Origin of the sequence: Pseudoalteromonas sp. SG43-8, assembly GCF_014164245.1 — a bacterium.
Classification (GTDB): Bacteria; Pseudomonadota; Gammaproteobacteria; order Enterobacterales; family Alteromonadaceae; genus Pseudoalteromonas; species Pseudoalteromonas distincta.
Genome location: NZ_JACJEX010000001.1, coordinates 618,258 through 638,487, shown reverse-complemented (window position 1 = coordinate 638,487; position 20,230 = coordinate 618,258). Strand labels below are relative to the sequence as shown.

Annotated in this window: 17 protein-coding genes; 10 read left to right on the top strand and 7 right to left on the bottom strand. The window is 38.1% G+C overall.

Annotated features, from left to right (window positions below; all coding sequences use genetic code 11):
* The first annotated feature begins 231 nt into the window (after positions 1 to 231).
* The 5 genes from mnmA (at position 232) to H5122_RS02845 (ending at position 5,194) form a co-directional block, all read left to right on the top strand.
* Positions 232 to 1,332, top strand: a complete 1,101-nt coding sequence (gene mnmA, locus H5122_RS02865; RefSeq protein ID WP_182681239.1) for a tRNA 2-thiouridine(34) synthase MnmA — start codon at positions 232 to 234, stop codon at positions 1,330 to 1,332.
* Complete coding sequence (hflD, locus tag H5122_RS02860) at positions 1,332 to 1,934, top strand: high frequency lysogenization protein HflD (RefSeq protein ID WP_182681238.1); 603 nt, start codon at positions 1,332 to 1,334, stop codon at positions 1,932 to 1,934. Before mnmA ends, hflD begins: the two co-directional genes overlap by 1 nt.
* Before the next feature lie 31 nt (positions 1,935 to 1,965).
* Complete coding sequence (purB, locus tag H5122_RS02855) at positions 1,966 to 3,336, top strand: adenylosuccinate lyase (RefSeq protein WP_182671573.1); 1,371 nt, start codon at positions 1,966 to 1,968, stop codon at positions 3,334 to 3,336.
* An 87-nt stretch (positions 3,337 to 3,423) separates the two neighbouring features.
* Positions 3,424 to 4,581: a cupin domain-containing protein gene (locus tag H5122_RS02850; RefSeq protein ID WP_182671572.1), complete on the top strand. Its 1,158-nt coding sequence runs from the start codon at positions 3,424 to 3,426 to the stop codon at positions 4,579 to 4,581.
* A gap of 154 nt (positions 4,582 to 4,735) precedes the next feature.
* On the top strand, positions 4,736 to 5,194 hold the full coding sequence (locus H5122_RS02845) for a GNAT family N-acetyltransferase (protein WP_182671571.1): 459 nt from the start codon (positions 4,736 to 4,738) through the stop codon (positions 5,192 to 5,194).
* Positions 5,195 to 5,256: 62 nt separating this feature from the next.
* Here the strand turns inward: H5122_RS02845 and H5122_RS02840 are convergent, their stop codons facing one another.
* The 3 genes from H5122_RS02840 to H5122_RS02830 form a co-directional block, all read right to left on the bottom strand.
* Positions 5,257 to 5,703 carry a DUF4826 family protein gene (locus tag H5122_RS02840; RefSeq protein ID WP_024594685.1) on the bottom strand — a complete coding sequence of 149 codons (447 nt, stop codon included), beginning with the start codon at positions 5,701 to 5,703 and terminating at the stop codon, positions 5,257 to 5,259.
* Positions 5,704 to 5,820: 117 nt separating this feature from the next.
* The gene (locus tag H5122_RS02835) at positions 5,821 to 7,224 is read right to left on the bottom strand and encodes a M28 family peptidase (RefSeq protein WP_182681237.1); all 1,404 of its coding nucleotides are present in this window, start codon (positions 7,222 to 7,224) and stop codon (positions 5,821 to 5,823) included.
* 174 nt (positions 7,225 to 7,398) lie between these two features.
* Complete coding sequence (locus tag H5122_RS02830) at positions 7,399 to 7,812, bottom strand: hypothetical protein (protein WP_182681236.1); 414 nt, start codon at positions 7,810 to 7,812, stop codon at positions 7,399 to 7,401.
* 149 nt (positions 7,813 to 7,961) lie between these two features.
* Between H5122_RS02830 and H5122_RS02825 the strand changes: the two genes are divergently transcribed.
* Positions 7,962 to 8,759 (top strand): hypothetical protein, encoded by a 798-nt coding sequence (locus H5122_RS02825; protein ID WP_182681235.1) that lies wholly within the window; start codon positions 7,962 to 7,964, stop codon positions 8,757 to 8,759.
* Here H5122_RS02825 and H5122_RS02820 read toward each other — a convergent pair.
* On the bottom strand, positions 8,744 to 9,232 hold the full coding sequence (locus H5122_RS02820) for a GFA family protein (RefSeq protein ID WP_259395732.1): 489 nt from the start codon (positions 9,230 to 9,232) through the stop codon (positions 8,744 to 8,746). The genes H5122_RS02825 and H5122_RS02820 overlap by 16 nt on opposite strands.
* A 450-nt stretch (positions 9,233 to 9,682) precedes the next feature.
* On the opposite strand from H5122_RS02820, the gene H5122_RS02815 reads away from it, so the two are divergent.
* Both H5122_RS02815 and H5122_RS02810 read left to right on the top strand, forming a co-directional pair.
* Complete coding sequence (locus H5122_RS02815; protein WP_182681234.1) at positions 9,683 to 10,519, top strand: hypothetical protein; 837 nt, start codon at positions 9,683 to 9,685, stop codon at positions 10,517 to 10,519.
* Between the two features lie 97 nt (positions 10,520 to 10,616).
* Entirely contained in the window at positions 10,617 to 12,464 is a 1,848-nt protein-coding gene (locus H5122_RS02810; RefSeq protein WP_182681233.1) for an ABC transporter ATP-binding protein, read from the top strand.
* Positions 12,465 to 12,591: 127 nt separating this feature from the next.
* On the opposite strand, the gene H5122_RS02805 is transcribed toward H5122_RS02810, so the two are convergent.
* The 3 genes from H5122_RS02805 to H5122_RS02795 all read right to left on the bottom strand — a co-directional run bounded on the left by H5122_RS02805 (position 12,592) and on the right by H5122_RS02795 (position 16,869).
* The gene (locus tag H5122_RS02805) at positions 12,592 to 13,011 is read right to left on the bottom strand and encodes an MAPEG family protein (protein WP_182681232.1); all 420 of its coding nucleotides are present in this window, start codon (positions 13,009 to 13,011) and stop codon (positions 12,592 to 12,594) included.
* A gap of 189 nt (positions 13,012 to 13,200) precedes the next feature.
* Positions 13,201 to 15,525, bottom strand: a complete 2,325-nt coding sequence (locus tag H5122_RS02800) for a tetratricopeptide repeat-containing diguanylate cyclase (protein ID WP_310736065.1) — start codon at positions 15,523 to 15,525, stop codon at positions 13,201 to 13,203.
* A gap of 240 nt (positions 15,526 to 15,765) precedes the next feature.
* Positions 15,766 to 16,869 carry an endonuclease/exonuclease/phosphatase family protein gene (locus H5122_RS02795; protein ID WP_182681436.1) on the bottom strand — a complete coding sequence of 368 codons (1,104 nt, stop codon included), beginning with the start codon at positions 16,867 to 16,869 and terminating at the stop codon, positions 15,766 to 15,768.
* Between the two features lie 296 nt (positions 16,870 to 17,165).
* Between H5122_RS02795 and H5122_RS02790 the strand changes: the two genes are divergently transcribed.
* Together H5122_RS02790 and H5122_RS02785 are read left to right on the top strand one after the other, a co-directional pair.
* Positions 17,166 to 19,457 carry a peptidase U32 family protein gene (locus H5122_RS02790; RefSeq protein ID WP_182681230.1) on the top strand — a complete coding sequence of 764 codons (2,292 nt, stop codon included), beginning with the start codon at positions 17,166 to 17,168 and terminating at the stop codon, positions 19,455 to 19,457.
* 10 nt (positions 19,458 to 19,467) lie between these two features.
* Positions 19,468 to 20,127 carry a glutathione S-transferase gene (locus H5122_RS02785; protein ID WP_182681229.1) on the top strand — a complete coding sequence of 220 codons (660 nt, stop codon included), beginning with the start codon at positions 19,468 to 19,470 and terminating at the stop codon, positions 20,125 to 20,127.
* Positions 20,128 to 20,230 lie beyond the last annotated feature (103 nt).

Genomic DNA, 20,230 nt, shown 5'->3' with positions numbered 1-20,230 from the left:
CAATAACTACATGAATTATTCTATAGTCTTAATTTATTAGTAAAGATCACTTTAATATTACTAAAGTTAAAGCCTGATAATGCGTTTAAGTCTAGTTTGCTATTTGTTATACAAATAAAATAGTGACAAATTATGTCCTTTGCCGCCCTACGCTCTTTAAGCACAAACAAAATACATGCTATAATCGCGGCCTTTCCAAGTTAACAGCAATCTGTATAAGCGAAATTATTCATGAGCGAAAATAGTCACATTAAAGTCATTGTTGGCATGTCCGGCGGTGTTGATTCTTCTGTATCTGCATATTTATTACAACAACAGGGCTACCAAGTAGAAGGCCTGTTTATGAAGAACTGGGAAGAAGACGACAATGATGAGTACTGTGCCGCCGCTGATGATTTAAAAGATGCGCAAGCTGTGTGTGATAAATTAGGTATTGAGCTTCACACTGTTAACTTTGCAGCAGAGTATTGGGATAATGTATTTGAGTACTTTTTAGCAGAGTACAAAGCTGGTCGTACGCCAAACCCAGATATAATGTGTAATAAAGAAATTAAATTTAAAGCCTTTTTAGAATTTGCGGCTCAAGCACTCGGTGCTGACTTTATTGCAACCGGACACTACGTTCACCGTGAACTTCGCGATGACAAATACGTAATGTGTCGCGGACTTGATAACAATAAAGATCAAAGCTACTTTTTATATACCCTAAGCCATGAACATATTGGCCAAACGTTATTCCCTGTAGGTGATATCGAAAAACCAGAAGTACGCCGCATAGCAGAAGAACAAGACCTAATCACTCACGATAAAAAAGACAGCACCGGAATTTGCTTTATCGGTGAGCGTAAATTTAAAGACTTTTTACAAAAGTTCTTACCAGCTCAACCTGGCGTTATCGAAGACACTGACGGTAACAACGTAGGCGAGCACGAAGGCTTAATGTACCACACGCTTGGACAACGCAAAGGCTTGTTAATTGGTGGTATGAAGGAAGGTTCTGGCGAACCATGGTACGTAGTTGATAAAGATTTAGAACGTAACGTACTTGTTGTTGGTCAAGGTAAAGATCACCCTCGCCTATACAGTAATGGTCTTAATGCAAACCAATTACATTGGGTAGACCGCGTTGGCCCTAAAGGCACCACTCGCTGCACAGTTAAAACACGTTACCGTCAAGAAGACTTAAGCTGTACCCTACTTGTAGGTGAAGACGGCATGGCTCGTGTATTATTCGACGAACCACAAAAAGCAGTTACGCCAGGTCAATCTGCCGTATTTTATGCAGAAGATGTGTGTTTAGGTGGTGGTATTATTGACTCGGTGATTAAGTAATGAATGAATACCAACTCATGGCGCTTGCCGCCATGTGCCAGGTTGCTAAACAAGTTCAAAAAATTGCCCAATACGGCAGCAACAACGAACACGATTTAGAAATCTTACTTTCAAGTATTATTCAAACATCTCCTGAATCTCCAGAGGACGTTTATCAAGGTACAGATAACCTACGTGATGGCTATAAAACATTAATGGCGCAGCTTACTGCAGGCGCTCAAAAAGATGTTGAAATAGTAAAGTACGTAGGTGGTTTAATGCAGCTTGAGCGTGCACTAAATGCAAACGACAAGAGCTTAAACGAATTAGGCAAACGAATTGATGATATTCATCGTCGTTTAGATCATTTTGCTATTACCGACGAGAGCGTTGTTGCCGGTTTAGCAGATATATACTCGTCGGTGCTGAGCCCCCTTGGGCACCGAATACAGGTTTATGGTAAACCCGAGTTATTAAAACAGCAGCTCACTCAAAATAAAATCCGTGCCCTATTACTAGCCGGTGTTAGAAGTGCAGTATTATGGCGACAAATGGGCGGTAAACGCCGTCACTTTTTCTTTTCAAAAAGAAAAATACTCGCCATTGCTAAAACAAAAATTTAACTATCGTTCAAACTAAAATTTAGGAGTTATTATGGAGCTTTCAGCGTTAACGGCTATCTCTCCAGTGGATGGTCGCTACGGCAGCAAAACCACTGAACTACGCAGTATTTTCAGCGAATTTGGCTTAATTAAATACCGCGTAATTGTTGAAGTGCGTTGGTTGCAAGCGTTAGCTGCAGCAAGCGATATAAAAGAAGTACCTGCATTTAGCGAACAAGCAAATGCACTACTTAACGCTATTGTAGATAACTTCAGTGAAGCTGATGCACAGCGCGTTAAAGATATTGAACGCACTACAAACCACGATGTTAAAGCGGTTGAATACTTATTAAAAGAAAAAGTAGCCGATAACAGTGAGCTTCATGCAATCAATGAATTTATTCACTTCGCTTGTACTTCAGAAGATATTAACAATCTATCTCATGGTTTAATGCTTAGCGAAGCACGTAACAAGGTTTTACTCCCTTATTGCGATGAACTTTTAAGCGCAATTAAAGAAAAAGCGATTGAGTACAAAGCAATCCCAATGATGACTCGTACGCACGGGCAACCAGCTACACCATCAACGATGGGTAAAGAGTTTGCTAACGTATACATGCGTTTAAAGCGTCAACGCGACCAAATTGAACAAGTAGAAATGCTAGGTAAAGTTAACGGTGCTGTTGGTAACTACAACGCTCACCTTAGTGCATACCCAGATTACGACTGGCATACTCACGCAGATAAATTTGTATCAAGCTTAGGTTTAACACTTAACCCATTTACTACACAAATTGAACCGCATGACTATATTGCAGAGTTGTTTGACGCAATTGCACGCTTTAACACTATTTTGCTCGATTTTGACCGTGACATGTGGGGTTACATCGCACTTAATCACTTTAAGCAAAAAACAATTGCGGGCGAAATTGGTTCATCTACAATGCCGCATAAAGTTAACCCAATTGATTTTGAAAACTCAGAAGGTAACTTAGGTTTAGCAAACGCTATTTTTGCTCACCTTGCACAAAAATTACCAGTTTCTCGCTGGCAGCGTGACCTTACCGATTCAACGGTATTACGTAACTTAGGTGTAGGTATGGGTTATGCGATTATTGCATACCAATCAACACTTAAAGGTGTGAGCAAGCTTGAAGTAAACGAGCAACGTTTAGCAGACGAGCTTGATCAAAACTGGGAATTGTTAGCCGAGCCGATTCAAACAGTTATGCGTAAATATGGTATTGAAAAGCCATACGAAAAACTTAAAGATTTAACACGCGGTAAACGTGTAAATCAAGAAATAATGGCTGACTTTATCGATGGTCTTGACCTTCCAGAGCACGCTAAAGTAGAAATGAAAAAACTAACACCTGCTAATTACATTGGTCGTGCTGTTGAGTTTATTGATGACTTAGTTTAAAAACTAAATTACTCTTTTAAAAAGCGAAAGGATTATCCTTTCGCTTTTTTTGTTTTAACCCATTGCACTAACTAGTAGGCATAATGTATGTATCAATTAAAAATAAATAATTTGTCTGAGCAAGAGTTTTTAAGCCATTTTTGGCAAAAAAAGCCGCTTTTAATCAAACAAGGTTTTGCAGACTTTCAAGACCCACTTGATGCTAATGAACTTGCCGGCCTCGCAATGGAAGAAAGCATAGAGTCACGTATTATCACTAATCATAAAAATGATTGGCAAACCTACCAAGGTCCATTTGAAGACTTTGAGCAGTTAACAGACGATCATTCTACACTGCTCGTGCAAGCAGTTGATCACTGGCATAGCGAAGCTGCGCAACTACTAGAGCCATTTAGATTTATTCCAAACTGGCGCATAGATGATTTAATGATCAGCTACTCAACGCCTAATGGTGGTGTTGGCCCACACTTAGACCAATATGACGTGTTTATTATTCAAGGCGAAGGCAAACGTCATTGGCGCGTAGGGCTGCCCGATCCAACCCTTAAGCAGTTTGCTCAAAACAAAAAATTACTGCAAGTAGAAGCATTTGAAGCCGTAATTGATTGCATATTAGAGCCTGGCGATATTTTATATATTCCACCAGGGTGCCCTCACGAAGGTTACGCCGTAGAAAACGCGCTCAATTATTCAGTTGGTTTTAGAGCGCCAAATCAACAAGATTTATTATCGAGCTTTGCCGATCATATAATTGATACCGAAAGCGGCCAAAAACGTTATACCGATCACAACATCACACTAAGAAAATCTAAAGGTGAACTTACAAGCCTTGAAGTTGATAAAGTTAAAACACTGATGGCAGCACTTTTAGAAAATGACGATTTATTTAAACAATGGTTAGGCTCAACACTTAGTCAGCCCAAACATGAAATGGATTTAGCGCCAGTAGAGCCTCCATTTACGTCAGAGCAAATAAGCGATGATTTAAGTGATGAAGAAACAGTGTTTGAACGCTTAGGCGGCACACGCGCTATTTATCAGCAACTCGATACAGAAGTTTTACTAAGTGTAAATGGCGAAAATTACGCTATGCCGCTAACCGACTTAGCGGCGGTAAAACTACTTACCGATCATACTGAGTTTGAAACTTCAGCATTAAATTTAACAAATCCAAGTTTAGTTTTTACTCAAACTTTTACTACACTTGTTAATGAGGGGATCTGGTTTAATATAGACCACGAGTAATAATGCCAATTATATTAATAATGATGAGCATTTTTCAGCGTAAAATATGATGTATACAGGTCAGTTAAAATTTTTAATTTTCATCTGATATTGGCTTAAATAATTTTGCTGTGATTGCTTACTCATTCTAATTTGGTATCAATAGGAGTTTGCAATGGGCTATCTGGTTGATAAGGTTGAATGGGATATAAAAAAAGATATGCTACAAAAAATTCGAGAGCGAGTTTTTGTTTACGAGTTACATATCCCCAAACACATCGAATTTGATAGCCTAGATAAAATTGCATTACATGTACTTGTTACAGACGATGCAAACTGCCCAATAGCAACAGGTAGATTATGTAAAGATGGCTTAATCGGCAGAATAGCTGTATTACCTGAGCACCGTAATCGCAAAGTATATAAATCGCTTCTCAACTTTATTGTAGAATTAGCGTCAAAACAAGGTATTGAAGAAGTAAGCATTAATTGTATTTTAAATGAAGTAGAGCGTTTTAAGCGAAATGGCTTTATTCAGCAAGGGAATGTATTTATGGAGGCGGGAATTCCTAGGCAACGTATGCAATGCCCTGTTTCAGCGTTTAATACAACCCCCTTCACACTTCTCCATTAGATAAAGCAAAGGGCAATAAATAAGCTATCACCCTCTACTTTTTTACTTAACCCAAACTGTCGTTACTTTGCCTCATTTGCCCACAGCGGTTCATTATCATACATTTCGTACAAGCCATGTGCTCTATTTATAAGTAAGTTAGCAAAATCTACCTGCGTTTTATCACGCGCGCCTGTACTCATAATCTGATCCGCTTTTAATTGCCACTGCAGTGAAAAATAACGCATTGCATCGCGTGCATCTGTTGCTGCACTTACTTCAGCGTGATCTGTAGGTAACCGCCCTGTTACTACCCAATATGTTTTACCGTTCTGTGCTTTAAATTTCCACATTGCACAAAGAGGTGCTAAAAATCGACTGTCTTTATCAACTACTGACTTTGGCATAATGCCCTTTTCAGCTAGATGCTTTTGCGCTGTTTGAAAACATTCGCGTTGCCACTGCATTCTTTGCTCATCAGTTATAACTTGTTCTTTTGCTGTTAACGGCTTTTTTTCTTGTTGCTGCATTTTTATTAACCTTTTACTTCTTTTTTAACACTCTAAGGGCTTAGTAAATAAGGTGCAAGTATAAAACGGTCATTTGCACCTTAAAGCGCTCTGTTTGCTGTGTTTTTAGCCAAACTATTATTTTATATTGTGATCAAACGACCCCACATCACCCGGAAATACTACTGGCGATTCAACACCGTCTTTACTAACAGACGCTACACCAAAGTAATAATTATCAATCACTACGTTTTTAAGTGTGTACTGTGAAACCCTACCAACGTATTTACTAAACTGCCATTGCGGCTCGCTCGTGTAACGCCAATAAATTTTATAGCCAGCAATATTTTCATCACTGCTTTGTTGCCATGAAAACGACGTATCAGCTGTAACAGCGCCCTTTATTTTAACTTCTTTTGGCGGTGCGGGCGCCCATGCCATAGATGCCATCGTTACCGCATTAAGTGAAGTTAACTTAGCCGTATAATCAAAATCAACGCCTTCAATAGTATCGCCATACTCAACGCCATTTTCAGTGCGTAAATCTTGATGCTGACGATCGTAGTGCTCGTTAGTTTCCATAATACGCACTGCTGCAAAACCTGCATCATTAAATGGACGATGATGCCCACCACGGCCAAATCTATCTAATCGATATACAAGCATTGTATCTAAGTTAGGAATGTATCTGTCAGCAATAGTATCTATGTAGCGAGCTAAATTTCGACTCGCCGAATCAACTTCACCACCCGTAAAGCGCCGAGTATTAGCTTGCTCTTTTGTTTCTACAACACGGGTACCTTCTGAAAATATACGCGCAGTTGTATTATCAGTTACCCCATTAATACCGGTAATATTGCCAATCATATCGTTGTTTAAAACGCCATGAACTTGCCAGTCATGCTTTTGTGCATAAGCCGTTAATATTTTTCCGCCAAACAAACCCTGCTCTTCGCCCGAAAGCGCCGCGTAAACGACTGAGCCATTAAATTTGTATTTACTTAAAACACGAGCTGCTTCAATTACTCCCGCCACACCCGATGCGTTATCATTTGCCCCAGGTGAATCACTCGTAAAGTCCATAACATCACTTACACGAGAGTCTATGTCACCCGACATCATCACCATGCGATTAGGCTCGCTTGACCCTCGTTGAATAGCCACAATGTTAACTACTTCAACAGGATTAGGAATGCGTTTTTCGCCCGATATAGTGTCCTTTACTTCAATAATTTCTAGACAACCGCCACACTGCGCGGATATTTTTTCAAATTCTTTTTTTATCCAACGCCTAGCCGCACCAATACCTCGAGTATCCGATTTAGTTTCTGAAAGCGTATGGCGAGTACCAAAATCCACCAGTGTTTGAATGTCACTACCAATACGTGCGGCTGATACTTGAGCTGCTATGTCATGTAATTTTTGCTGTTCTGTGTATTGTAGTTGCGTTTCACTATGTGCTGATAATGCAAGTGTGCAGGCACCTGCAATTGCAGTAAATTTAAGTAACGTTGTTGTGATTTTCAAAGGTGTTTTAAGCATCTATTAGCTCCTAATTATTATAGTGTAACCATTACTTAACTAAGGTTTTATGGCAATACATTTGAGGTAGATGTAGAAAGGATCACGCTAAAGCGCATTTAAAAGAGGTTATTAGGATAGTAAGAAGCCCACTACCTTTTATAGGTACTGGGCTAAAATTTATTATGCATACTTTTAATGAGTGATTTTAATATCAAATTCTTTCAAAAAGGCCTCATGTCCTCCTAAGCTTGCAAGCACACCAGCAGAAAACATAAATATTAATACAAATGCTAAACAGCTCAAAAACTCCGAACTATTTTCAGGATTAATATAGTAGTTAAGTAAAAAACCACTCAATACACCTATAAAAGCTATTTTGCTAAATAAAAAGTAACTCGGGATCTCAAATGCCCAAACAGAGGTATTGTTTACAAACTGTCTATATCCATACGTCATAAAAGCCAACATACCAACAATACTAATTGCAAAAGTAGACACTGTGGTTAACACGCTCATATTTTTATAAATAAGCACATACCCTAATCGTAAAGAATAGATAAATACCGCAAACCACGCTAAAACAGCAGGCCCTAGAATCGACCCCATTTCCAATCCTTGAATAACGTCTAAGTAATTAATTGCTAATACAATATTATATTTAGAGGTTAAATTACAAACCTTGTTACACAATAATCTATAAAAAAATGCGATTTTCGTGGCACACTGTAATTGTGTATACATTAATAGTTTAAGTTATGCGTCAGCTAAAAGAAGATACAATTAAAAGTAACCTTATTGAGTCGCAGCAAAGTGCATACGGCCCAGTATGCGTGTATCAAAACGAAGAATACCGTTGGTTAACGCTTGCACAAAAAACCAATGAAGATATAACAATTCAAGGCGTTATGAACCTTATACACCCTGAGCAAGTAATAGTGCCTGTAAACCAATGTATGATGTTATTTTTACTTAAACCGGTAGATACACTAAATATATTAAATTTAGGTTTAGGCACGGCAGGGTTTGAGCGAATTATGTATCACTTACAAAATAATATGCCTTACATAAACACCATCAATACATTTAACACGGTAGAAATAAACCCAAGCATTGCCTTAATTGCAGCCCAGCACTTTAAGTTACCTATTAAGCACAGCAGCTATTTACAATGCGCCGAGCAATATATTACCCAATGCACTGATCACTTTAACGTAATCACTATCGATATTTTTAGTGGTGAATATCATCAGCCTTTTTTAACCAGCGATAGCTTTTGGCAAAATATAAATCGCTGCAGTGAGCAAAATACGCAAGTAATCATTAATTTAAACCCACAAACTGGCCAAGAGCTGCAAATGCTTTTAGTACTTTTAAGACAACACTTTAAGTGCTTAGCGATAATAGAGTTTAACGAATACAAAAATATAGTGATCATACTAAGCCAGCAAACATTAATGCATATAAACGTTGATGAAATACAAAACTCACCGGTGTTTATAAACTTTGCACCAAACCTTTATAAAAGTATTAACAGCATTTACCACATTGAATGAAACGCTTTACCGACCAGGTTCATGTTTTCATAGCACGGTAAGCTTGTTTCTAACTTCTCCCAGTTAGCTTTAGACGTAACAAAATTATGCGATAATACCTGCTCAGTAATATCGGTATCGAATATTCCTAAACGAATTCGTATTCTGCTTTTGTCATCACTGTTGCTACTGTAAACAGGCGAGCCACAACATCTACAAAAATAACGTGTGCGCCCTGCTTTAAAACTATATTCACTGAGTCGTTCTTGACCTTTTGTTATTGTAAAGTCACTTGTATTTACAAAGCCATTGGTTGCAAATGCAGTCCCGCTGTTTTTTCTGCACAGTGAACAATGACAATGAATAATAGTAGGGCGTGTTGTTCTTTGGTGGTTGAATTTGCAGCAGTGTGTTTGGTATTTAGGCAAGGCAGAGCCTATGATATGTGGTTGTTCCCCATACATAGGCGATAACGTAGCATAAAGACCAAACATGCGCTGCCCTTTGGGTTCTTGCTAGGGACGATTGACTCTTTGTTGCTCGGTTTTTACTTAGCCCACTAGGTTACAAACCTTGCGCCGCGATTAAATCGCCCCTAGATTGAACAAATTTCAATCCATAAAGATCAACACGCCCTAGTTATACTGCCCGACACTTCAACGTTTACCTCACCGCACAAACACGAACCCGTATACATATAACATCCTAACTATTAAATTATTTTAAACTCAGCTGAAATTTGCTGAGTTGATTTAATGGATAAGTTTACTGGTTAATTTTTTGAATGGAATAATAATTTTTGTATCTTCGCAGTTCCCACGCCATTAGCTATTGCTTTAATGATTGACATAAAAAAATTAAATTGGTTATATAACTCCCAGTAAAAACTATAGCCAAAACTTAAATTGGTTAACCAAATATCAATAATATTACGAGAGCCAATTATGTCTTCCAAACACATTTTAATTCTATGTTTGTTTAGCACGCTATCAGCATGTTCAACTATTCAAAAAAATACATCGAGCGATTGGCTACTTATTGATAATTTTGAAAATTCACTTAACAAGTGGCAGAGTGTCGATACCCAAAATGAAACTAAGCCACAGGTTAAAAACCCACAAATAACAGTTATACAATCAGAACAAGCAAACTCATCAACAAATCATTATTTACTAAAAAAACCTGCAGCTGAGGGGATTGTAGGAAATCGTAAAGCGCTTTCTTATACAAAACTTCCACAAGCGGTTGAAGTTGGTGACACCTACACATTTTATATGCGTATAAACGTGGCTGCTTTTCCTAATAACCATGCTTTTGGATTAAGCAACCTTACGCCAGAGCTAATTAATAAACATGCGTACGATGCGTTTGAGCCTACACTTCGCGTAACCGATAAAACAGAATCAAACGGGCTTGTAAACGATGGCGCATTAATGGTCAAAACCGACATCGGGTATAGCAACATTCAAAACTACACTACCAAACAATCGGCCAAGCCACTGCAAACAAATACCTGGTACGACGTATGGTATATTGTTAATAACGCAGCAGCCTCAGAGCAAGGTCAGCAATATGATGTTTACGTAAAAGGTGGTGAGTTTAACAGTCAAACGCTGGTATATAAAAATGCACAATTTAGAATGAAACGCGAACAACCTCTTATATACTTTTTAGCAAACTGTAATACAGGCCCAATTAAAAAGCCTTACGGAAATGGTGGTCTCAGATATGACGATTTATACATGAGCGAAGGAAGAAACCTAAGTAACCCAACGCAATAAATAAGAATAACACTCATAATTAATGCCCCACAAACCTGCATTTAAAAATACTTAAATGGTATGATACTCGTCATTATTTGCCATTTAAGTTTTTAAAATGTATCGATTATTTGAAAAAATGACAAAAGCATTTCCTGAGGACCAACCCACTCAGCCGCCTTCGACTTTATTTGCTTTTTGTCGCCACTACACCAAAGGAATGGAACTGTCGTTGCTGCTTATGTCAATCAGTGCCGCCATGCTCGCTATTTTAGAGGTTTCTTTATTTAGCTACATGGGCCAACTTGTTGATTGGTTAACGGCCTACACGCCCGAAACCTTGTTTGTAGAGCAAAAGTCAGAGCTTATTAAAATGGCTGTCATGCTGTTATTAGTATTGCCCATTGTTGTCTTTTTCCATTCTGCTATTTTGCACCAAGCATTGCTTGGCAATTACCCTATGTCGATTCGCTGGTTAGCGCATCGTTATTTACTGCGCCAAAGTGTTAGCTTTTATCAAAATGAATTTGCAGGAAGAATAGCCACTAAAGTGCTACAAACCTCTTTAGCCGTTCGCGAAACAGTGACCAAACTACTCGATGTATTAATGTACATAGTGGTTTATTTTGGCTCAATGGTATTTTTAGTTGCCGAAGCTGATTGGCGCTTAATGATCCCTTTATTAGTTTGGTTGGTTTTATACATTTGCGTGCAACTTTACTTTGTACCACGCCTTAAAAAAATTGCCAGCTCACAGGCCGATGCGCGCTCAGAAATGACTGGTCGTATTGTTGATAGTTACACTAACATTTCAACTATTAAATTGTTTTCGTATACCCAGCGTGAAGAGCAGTACGCAAAACAAAGCATGGATGTATTTTTACAGCCTGTGTACAAGCAAATGCGCTTAGTAACCAGCTTAAACTTTGTTATTCAAAGCTTAAATTACCTATTAGTATTTTCGGTTGCCGCTGTATCACTTTATTTATGGTCACTTAGTGCAATTAGCGCCGGCGCCATTGCAGTTGCTGTTAGCTTAGCGCTCAGATTAAACGGTATGGCGCAGTGGATCATGTGGGAAATAAGCAGCTTATTTGAAAACATTGGCACCGTAGCCGATGGTATGAAAACACTATCTAACCCTATCGAAGTTGCCGATAAACCAAACGCCGATACACTTAACGTAAGCCAAGGTGCTATTGAGTTTAACAACGTACACTTTAACTACGGCAAAGCTGCAAACGAGACTAATCGCAGCCCAGTAATGAACGGATTAAACTTAAATATTAAACCTGGTGAAAAAATTGGCTTAGTCGGTCGCTCTGGCGCGGGTAAATCAACACTTGTTAACTTATTACTGCGCTTTTACGATACCGACTCTGGAACAATAAAAATTGATGGGCAAAACATCACGGACGTAAGCCAAGAAAGCCTACGCAGATATATAGCCATGGTAACGCAAGATACTTCCCTGCTTCATCGTTCAGTAAAAGACAATATTTTGTACGGTCGCCCCGATGCAACCCACGATGAGATGATCAACGCGACCAAACAAGCTAAGGCGCTTGATTTTATAAACGACTTGGTCGACAGCAAAGGTAATAAAGGCTTTGATGCACAAGTGGGCGAACGCGGTGTTACGCTTTCAGGCGGTCAACGCCAACGTATTGCTATTGCACGTGTACTACTTAAAAATGCACCCATACTTATACTCGACGAAGCCACCAGCGCACTTGACTCAGAAGTAGAAGCCGCAATTCAGGCAAGTCTTGATGATTTAATGACAGGTAAAACAGTTATTGCCATAGCGCACAGGCTATCAACCATTGCACAAATGGATAGATTAATTGTACTTGATGACGGCGGCGTAGTTGAGCAAGGCACTCATGAACAATTAATCGCTAAGGGTGGAATATACGCAGCCCTATGGACACACCAAACAGGCGGGTTTATAGGCGTCGATTAGCCATTAATATTACCTTACAGTAGAGGTAGTTTTATTCTGCTTCTACTTTAAACAAAAAAGCGAAGATGCCTTAGAGGCTCTTCGCTTTTTTTATCGTTATAAATAAATTTTATAACTTTTTTATAAATTAAGAGATTAGTCTTAACCCTATCATTATCAGCATAACCACATTAGCAAGTACGCCGATTAAAAAAAAGTAACTACGTGGGCTTGGGTTTTTCTCCGTTGCTATAGCGTAGTACAGCGCCATGTGAATTAAACGCGCAATTAAATACACCCAAATACACATTGCAAAAATCGGGCTTTGATAATTAATTACATACGCAAATAACACCGTACCTATAAATAATGCACTGTTTTCAAGCGTATTATGAAACGTACGATGTGCTCTAAATATAAAGCTGTCGTGCGATAAATCCTCGTCAATTTTACCTGGTACAGCATTTGGCTCTTTAGCTTTGCTAAACGTAGCCACAGCCCACTGTACAAGCAACATAATTAAATAGAGGTAAAATGCCAAATAGGCAGAAAGTGCAACTTCAGTCATTATTAAATCCCTTGTTTTGTTTTTAACTTAGTATTGATTGCAATTTTAAAGCCTAAGTTAATACACTGATATTAAAAGGGTTAATCTAATAAGCCTAATTACATATGTAAGTAACACACAGCATTGTATAAAATTTACTTGTTATAATTTTAAAAAATAACATCAAAACTAAACTGTATACTGCTGGATTTACTCCGATTTATAAAGTTTAAACTCTTCAAGCGAAGCATCCCATAACGCTACCTGATTACGCCCCAAGGACTTAGCCTCATAAAGAGCTAAATCAGCCTGTTCAATCAACTCAGAAGGTGTTCTGGCTTTAAATTTAACAGACGTAACCCCAAAGCTACACGTAACAGGAATATCATCAAATGTCGCTTTTTCAACTTTAATACGAATAGCCTCAGCTATACGTATTGCTTGCTCTTGAGTTGTGTTGGGCAAAATAATACAAAATTCTTCGCCACCAAAACGGGCCACGCTATCACTTTTACGTATATTAGCTTGTAAAAGTTCGGCTACGCCACAAAGTACTGTGTCGCCAATGCTATGCCCATAGGTGTCGTTAACGCTTTTAAAATGATCAATATCGACCATTAAAATACAGTACTCTTCAATCTGAGGTAAATCCAAAAAGTCGCGATTCATAAGCTCAAATAAAATACGACGGTTATAACAATTGGTTAAAGGGTCTCTTGCTGCCAAATAGTCTAACTCTTCATTACGTTTTTTAGAGGCAATAAAACTTCTATAAACCAGTAATACAATAGCTAAACAAGCGGCTAATAAAAATGCGAGCGCAATACTGGCGTATTTATTCTTTGAAAGCTCTAGCTCTGATATAACTCTAGCTTGGGCGGCGATTTCAATTTGATTATTTTTCTTTTCAAGCTCAAGCTGATGGCGTTTTTCTTTTTCTCTTAACGTCTCAAGCTCTATTTCCATTTTGTGCGAATGTAAATGTGCTTTTTCAAGCGCCAATTTATCTTCATTTCTTTCATTTTGAATAATATCGGTTAGGGCTATTTCTTCTTCTGCATAACGAAGTGACTCTTCTATACGACCACGCAATTTTTCTGCTATTCGAATTTCACGATAGGCATATAGCATATGTAATTTATCATCTATTTCGGTTGATAAAGCGAGTGACCTTTTCAGTAAAGTAATCGCCTCATTTGTATCAATACCAATTAAAATGCCCGCAAGCGCAGTAAGCGACTTTATCTCATAAAGTTTACCACCTGTTTCTCTGGCAAACGACAATGACTCTTTGTAATACTCTATAGCCTCGTTGTTATTTCCTTGGGCACGATAAATATTACCAATAATACGTGCTGTTGTAGAAATGTACGATGTAAGGTTTTGGTTTTTATAAGTGATATAAGCTTTTTTAGCATATTGCATCGCTGATGCTAAATCGCCAGATTCGAGGTTAATAACAGCCATTTCTCTTAAAGCTGAAGCGAGCGTTTTTTCCTCGACCATACCTTTTGGCAAATCGATAGTTATTTGATAGAAAAATTCAGCCCGATCAAACTGCCTTAATCGTGTATATACCAGTCCCATTTGATTTGATGTTTTAGCAACCCCAAGCATGTTATTTACTTTTTTATAATATAAATATGCCTCATTTATATGTTCAAGTGATTTTTCATAAAGATTAATATGACGATAAATAATACCCGCCCCTAGTAATGCCTTAGCAAAGCCAACAGGATCGTCAATGTCTTTATGTATTTCTAATGCGCGAGTGGAGTAATCAAGGGCTAAAACTAAGTTATCTAAATAACGGTGTGCTTCTGCTAGTGTATTTAAAGTACGCGCCATTAGCTTTAAATCACCTAAACTTATGTATATTTCTAAAGCTTTTGTATAAAAGTGAGCCGTTTGCTCTCTATTTTTGAGGCGTTTATACGACTGAGCTAATTTTTTATACGTTTCACCTAACTGTCTTTGTATTAATTCGTCTTCATCAACAAGGTATTTTAAAGCAGATGTGTATTGCGCGTTCGCGTTATTGTACTTTTTTTGTTCATAAAACGAATCCCCCTTAGTAAGGAGCACTTGCGCTATAAAAAAGTCATCGCCATACACAAGGGTTGTTGGTAATAAAGTTTCAATGCGGGTAGTAAGTTCGTCATAGCGTTTTTCTTCTAATAATATATTTATATAATTAATAGATGCCTTTATTTGGTTTCGTGAATCATTTAATTTGCTGTAGTAAACAGAGGATTGTAAAAAGTGCTCGAGTGATTCATTAATATTGTTATTTTTTTTATTCGCCCTACCTAGCAAGTTATGTAGCTTTGCGCTGAGTAACGTGTCATCAGCACTTTGCGCTTGTGACAACAACGACTTACTTAGTTCAATACTTGTTATAACGTCAGTATCTATAAGTAATTCAGCTCTTTTTAGCAGCCCTGCATTAGATTCATTAGTTAAATTGTATGAGGTGGTTTCTTGTGCGTAAGCGCTGTTTAAGCTAACAAACAAAGCAAAAAGCAAAGCTTTCACAAAAAATGTAAAATTATAAATTCGCTTTACAATGAAACTATGTATTTGCGAAGGTAACCCCATATTTCGCTTATGATTCAAGTAGGTATAAAATTCCATATTTACCATTTTAGTAATTTATTATTAATATAATTCAAAAGGCTGATGATAAAATATATAAACCGGCGCAATACATCAAGTATTGCTGCTATATGAATACTTTTAATTTATAATTTTAGCATAATTATGCATAGAGCAAGCCTAGCTTCTTAGTTTTAGTGTAACTAACACAATACCATGATCGGTACTTAAATCATCACGCTCAAATTCGGGGTTAATTAAGTGACGATCATAAGTATTATACTCAATCACCTCAAAAAAACTGCCAAGGTAGCTGGCATCAAACTCACATGATAATAAAATATAATCAAGCACGGAGCTGCTCGCGCCATAATAATGTGTTGGTGCTCTTAAAGGCATAAGCTTAGTTGCATTAACATTTTTTGCTTCGTTTTCATCAGCTAAATCAAAAATGCTATTGCTTTCACTATCGCTTATTTCATCGCTAGTTATTGCCCCGCCATTTAATAGGTCATCTTCGCTTAGCTGCGACTTAACAAACAAATCCCATGAATCATTTAAACAATATTTAGCGAGGTAGGTTTTAGCGTCAAATGCAGGCGCAAAGCGTAGCGTACTCGTTAGTAAATGGCTTAATACGCCATCCGCAAGTTCATTATTAAAGTCCCCCATTAATAGCATGGGTTGTTGCGTAGCTTCGCGACGGGCAATCATTTGTATCATTAGTAATGTAGCTTCACTGCCACGCTGAATAGTTGAGCCCCACCCACCCGCTACATTCGCTTTTAAAATTTCAATTATGTTTTGCTCGGGTGTAAGCTCTTTATTATGCTCATCAACATTAATCATTGGGCGCTTAGACTTAAAATGCACCACGTAACAATCGGTATTACCTATATGCGGCAGCGTTATAGTTGCTCTTAGTACTTTGCGACTAAAGGTAAACTCACTATTAAGGCCAAGCGCATTTGCAAGCTCACTATCGTGCTCAACCGCTGCTACTTCAACTATGGGGTATTTAGAGGCGATTGCCACTACGGGGCGTTTATAAATAAAGTCATCAATCACCTCTGGCGTATCAACTACAGCAAAGTAATTATAACCTTGCTCGCCTGCTAGCTCTTTTAATGAGTCAATGCTAAACACTTCCTGAAAACCAATCACATCAGGGGCATGTTCTGTTAAGTAATCAACAATCCAACGCTGCTTTTTAGCCCACTGCTGCACAGTATAAATTTTCTCAAACTCATAGTATGCATTGGGCGGCTCAAGATAGTTAAACAGGTTAAATGTGGCTATTTTTAGTTGGGTGTTAATAATTCCAGATTCATCACTTTTTAAATCTGTATCTAACTGTTTAATATCTTGATTGCTGATGGGTTTCGCCTAAGTAAAGTTGAAAGTGTTGCTGGCTTATAAACTATCATTTTATTACATGTTTACGTAATAAATCAGCTACCTTAATTGTAATTTTATGCACTCTTTTATTTTAGTCTTTATTATATCCCTCAATAAATAGCATTAACGTGCTTAACCATATAAAATTCGCGGCAATTAAATATGAGCGAAGCGACATTGTAATGAGTAGAAAGATTGAACTATTAGCCCCAGGCGGTGATGTTAACGCGGTAAAAGCCGCCATTGTAGCCGGTGCTAATGCGGTTTATTGTGGATTAGATACCTTTAATGCACGTAACCGAGCGTCTAATCTTTCGTTTGATGAGCTTAACGGCGCACTTCGCCTAGCCCATGAATACGGCTGTGAAATATTTTTAACGCTAAATGTAGTGATATTAGAGCACGAAATGGGCGCGCTATTTAAGCTACTTAACCAACTCGTAAATACCACGCTCGATGGCATTATTGTGCAAGATTTAGGGTTGTTCAACATTGTTAAAAAGCACTTTCCTACTTTGCATATTCACGCATCAACTCAGTTAACTACGCATAACGAATCACAGGTTGAGTTTTTAGCGCGCATTGGCGCTACACGTGTAAATTTATCGCGCGAGCTTAACTTAACTGAAATTAAAATACTGACCGATGTAGCGCACAAATGCGATGTATTAACCGAGGTGTTTGTACATGGTGCATTGTGTATTGCGTTTTCGGGGCAATGTTATTCAAGCTCAGTAAGTGTGGGTAACTCAGGTAACCGTGGTCGTTGCTCACAAGCATGTCGTGATGAATACGAGCCAACGGCTATGGGTAACAAACATCCGTTAAACTTAAAAGATAATTCAGCCTATTTTGATTTACCGGAGTTGGTAGCCGCGGGTGTTGACTCGTTAAAAGTAGAAGGCCGCATTAAAGGTGCTAACTACGTTCATACCGTTATTGATAGCTGGCGCAAACAAATAGATACCTTTGTACAAACAGGTAATTTAATTGAAGACGATTCAAGCTTATATAAAGTATTTAACCGTAATTTCACTAATAAGTTTTTGCAAGGTGACATGACAAAAAACATGTTTACCGACAACCCGCGCGACCATAGCTTTGATCACGCTAACGAAAAGAATAACGCAATTTCGGTTGTGCAAATTTACGATGCACAACAAGAGCTCGCCGCAGAAAAAAATGACATTGATACGTTAGTTAAAAAGAAGATTGAGTTTTTAGATATTTCAAAGCGAGAACTACGCTTTGAGTTTACAGGCCAATTAAACCAGCCATTTACAGTCACACTGACAATAAACGATAAACACGACAACACCCTAGCAGAGCAAAGCGCCCTTCAACCTCTACGCTTTGAAGTTCAATCGCAAATGCCTATGCAAACCGCCGATAAATCGGTTGTTGATATTGCAGCTATTGATAAACGCTTTAAAACCTTTAGTAATGCCAATTTTGAAATTAAAAATATGGATTACTCAAACTTAGGCGACAACTTGAGCATTCCGTTTAAAGAGCTTGCCCGTATTAAGAAGCAAGTCGCGTTTTTATTAAACGAAGGCAAAGACGTCCTCGCCCCTGTTGAACTGCCAAAACTAGTAAACCACCCAAAAGCCGACAACAAAACAACACTCTCTATTTTAATATCGGACATAAAAGACGTTCATCTATGTGATTTAACAGGTGGCGATGTTTACTTTAAATTACCAGAGAGCTTTAGAACCGATAACGATAAATACATTAATGTATTTTTAGAGCACCCACAGTTAATTCCGTGGTTTCCGGCGGTGTTAATTGGTAAAGATTTTGAAGAAGCGGTACGTTTGCTCGAGGTTGTAAAACCTAAGCTTATTATTAGTAACAACACAGGCGTTGCATTTAAAGCAGTACAAATGGGTATTGACTGGATTGCAGGCCCGTTGTTAAACACCACAAACTCTTATGCGTTACTAACACTACAAGAAGATTTAAACGCAAAAGGCGCGTTTATTTCAAACGAAATAAACAAACCACAAATGCGTAATATTAAACGCCCTAACAACTTTAAAATGATGTACAGCATTTATCATCCAATACTAATGATGACTAGCCGACAGTGTTTTTTCCAGCAAACAGTAGGATGTAAAAAACCACGTATTGACGCAAGCTGTATGCTGAGCTGTAAAAAAGAAACCACCGTTACCAATGTTAAAGGTATTAGCTTTGCTATTGATAAGCAAAAAGGCGGCTACCCAAGTATTTATAACCATGAGCAATTTTTAAACATGGATATTGTGAGTGACTTTGCCGACAAATTTGACGAGTTTATGGTTGATTTAACCGACATTGGTTCAGGCGATAAAGAAAAACTGGATAAAGCCGTGTTACTTGCGCATTTTCAAGATTTAATTAACGGGCAAACACAAGCGGTTGAACACTTAAATAGCTTGGTTAAAGTACAAACCCGCCAGCAGTATGTTGAAGGCCTAAACAGCTAAGGTAACTAACATGACATTGCCATTATTATATTCATTACAACACTGCCCATATGCAATGCGCGCACGAATGGGTATTTTAATGGCAGAGCAACACGTGCTTCTACGCGCTATAAAAACTAAAAATAAGCCGCCGCATCTGTTGCAAATATCGCCTAAAGGCACTGTGCCTGTTTTATTACTGCCGAATAATCAAGTTATAGATGAAAGCCTAGACATTATGCTCTGGGCTTTAAAGCAAAACGATCCGCATAATTTACTGCATACTCAAGACCCATTAGCACTTGAGCGCATGCTTGAGTTAATTAAGCTAAACGATACGCAATTTAAACCCGTGCTCGAAAAGTACAAATTTTATGCTCGTACAAAAGACATGGCACAAATTTATTACCAAAAAGCCTGCGAAGAATTTATTAAGCAATTTGAAGCAAAACTAACCACGCATAAATACTTAATGGGCGATGAAAAAAGTCTAGCCGATTATGCCCTGCTGCCATTTATTAGACAGTTTGCCCGCGTAGATAAACACTGGTACTTACAAAGTGAATACACGCATGTACGCGCATGGTTAAACGAGTTTTTGCACGCCCCCATATTTACCAAAGTTATGACCAAATTTGATTTGTATATGGACTGCGGCGAAGAGTTTTTATACGGCGTTAAAAAACCTTAACTTAGCCTTTTTTTATAAGAAATTACATTACTATAGCTACCTGTAAAGCTAAGCATTGAATTATTCTCATCATCGAATTTAAGCCATTTATTTACGCTATACT